Origin of the sequence: Salinicola rhizosphaerae, from assembly GCF_014652715.1 — a bacterium.
In the GTDB taxonomy this organism is placed as follows: domain Bacteria; phylum Pseudomonadota; class Gammaproteobacteria; order Pseudomonadales; family Halomonadaceae; genus Salinicola; species Salinicola rhizosphaerae.
In genome coordinates this window covers 1-2,428 of sequence record NZ_BMZI01000011.1, presented here as the reverse complement: position 1 = coordinate 2,428, position 2,428 = coordinate 1, and the positions used below count along the sequence as shown (strand labels likewise).

At 59.3% G+C, this 2,428-nt stretch carries 2 protein-coding genes; both read left to right on the top strand.

Features of this window, described 5'->3' with window-relative positions; all coding sequences use genetic code 11:
- Positions 1 to 66 precede the first annotated feature (66 nt).
- On the top strand, positions 67 to 1,743 hold the full coding sequence (locus tag IE125_RS18850; RefSeq protein WP_189446236.1) for a methyl-accepting chemotaxis protein: 1,677 nt from the start codon (positions 67 to 69) through the stop codon (positions 1,741 to 1,743).
- Between the two features lie 343 nt (positions 1,744 to 2,086).
- On the top strand, positions 2,087 to 2,428 hold a 342-nt coding region (locus IE125_RS18845; protein WP_189446235.1), incomplete at its 3' end, for a GAF domain-containing protein.

Here is a 2,428-nt window from a genome sequence, read left to right as displayed (position 1 = left end):
AGGCTTTGCCGACCCGGTTCCATGAAGCCCTTGCGCACGTGCTAAGGGCGCCGCGGGAGCCGATCCATGTTTGGACTGAATCGAAGCGTCAAACTGCGTCTTTCGGTAAGCCTTGGGGCCTGTATCCTGATGCTGATGATCGTCAGCATCCTCGGGTTGTACAGCCTGAGTTCGTCCAAGGACGCGCTTGAAAGCACCTATGAAGGGAATGTGCTGACACTCAGCGACCTCTCCAAGATCAACGAGATGTTGTTGGGTAACCGAGTCAAGATCACGGCAGAACAGCGTGACCGTAATCCGGAATCTGCTCGCGCGACGGTGCAAGAAGTGGCCGAGAACGACGCCATCCTCGATGCGGCGTGGGCCGATTACTATCCGCAACGGATTGCCAACGATCAGGAGCGGCAGATTGCGGATGACTTCGCTGCTTCCTTGCAGCGCCTCCGAGCAGGCGTAAAATCGCTCAATACCGCGATGATTGGTAACGACTTCGAGGCGGCTCGAGAGATCGCCACGACGACGCTAAGGGCCGAGTACCCCAAGGCACTGGGCGCGATCAACGAGTTGATCCAGCGCAACAGCACCCAGGCGGGCGAAGCCTATGCGGGTGCTGTCTCTCAGTACCAAATGACTCGTAATATCGTTATCGGCGTTGCCGTCGTGTCGATACTTCTCGGGATTTTGCTGGCTTGGTGGCTCGTTCGAGGCATCATGACCCCATTGGGCAAGGCACAGGCGTTGGCCGTATCGATGGCCGAAGGCAGACTCGACAACAAAATCGATATCACCTGCAAGGACGAGTTCGGCGACATGCTTCGCTCGCTGCAGTCGATGGAAGAGAGCTTCTCTCGCGTCGTCATGGCTGTTCGCAACAACGCAGAGTCTGTGAATATCGCTGCGGACGAAATTGCCCAGGGTACCGACGACTTGAGTCGGCGCACTCAGGAGCAGGCAGCGAGCTTGGAGCAGACGGCGGCCTCGATGGACGAGATCACCTCGACGGTACGGCAGAATGCGGAGAATGCCGGCGAAGCCGATCGACTTGTCCACGAGGTCAGCCGCCAGGCTAATGCGGGCGGCGTCGTGGCTGGCGAAGCCGTCGAGGCAATGAACGGCATCAACGCTTCCAGTCGCAAGATCGCCGGAATCGTCGGCCTCATCGACGAAATTGCCTTCCAGACGAATTTGCTCGCGCTCAATGCCTCCGTCGAAGCGGCGCGCGCCGGCGAACAGGGACGCGGTTTTGCCGTTGTCGCCAGCGAAGTTCGCAATTTGGCCGGCCGCAGTGCCGAGGCGGCGAAGGATATCAAAGCGCTGGTGGAAGAAAGTATTCAGCAAGTCGGTCGCGGGTCTGACCTGGTCAATCGGGCTGGAAAAACGCTCGCGGATATCGTCGAGGGCGTCCAGCGTGTGACCCAGCTGGTCAGCGAGATCGCCGTAGCGAGCAAGGAACAGTCTCAAGGCATCGATCAGGTCAATACCGCTGTTTCGCAAATGGACGGTGTGACCCAGCAGAACGCCAGCCTGGTCGAGGAATCCAGTGCCGCCAGTCGGTCGCTGCAAAAGCAGGCGGGCGCTCTCTTGAAAGAAGTCTCGTTCTTTCGCGGTGCGGAAACGGAAACGCCGCCGGCCGCATTGCCGCCGCGTGTCGCCTCCCAGCCGGCCGTCCGCCAGAAGGTTCAGCGCCCACGGGGCGAGCGCAGTGTTAAGCCGGTCGAGAGCGAGGAGTGGGAAGCTTTCTGAGAACGTGCGCGTTCGATCGCACGGCTTGAAGGCGTCCCCTGACGGGGGCGCTTTTTTTGCTCTGCCATCACCCGTCGGGCCGCCTGTGACGTCAAAAGCAGGGGCGCGACGGTTTGTCTGATCCCGTCAGCGCTCATTGCTGTCAAAAGCGACAGTTTTTCGCCGAATTTAACCACACTGTCCCTGTCGTATTGCTGATAGATTCCTTCTCTCTGATCAACGTCGAACGCCCCAGTAATAACCGCATATTTGGTCATGCCTGCAGGAGAAAAAATTGGCCGTAGATCGAAATCTTTCGGAGAGTGAGCAGCAAAAGCTGTCGGCTCTCGGCGTTGAGCGCCTTATGCAGCTTGGTCCCAACCAGTCGCTGGATAGCCTGACCAGGCTGCTGTGCCGGTTGCTCGGCGCGCCCACGAGTCTGGTCACGCTGCTCGGGCCAGAACGTCAATGGATCAAGGCGAGCCACAATTTTACGCTGACCGAGACACCCGCTGATACGGCGATTTGCCGGCGCACGGTCGAGCGTAACGAGCTAACCATCATCGAGGACACCGCGCTCGATGAAGAGTATCGCAGTAACCCGCTGGTGGTCGCCGCGCCTCACATTCGCTTTTACGCCGGTGCCCCGTTGAAAACGCCCGAAGGCAGGGCATTCGGCTGCATGTGCGTGATTGGCTACGAGCCG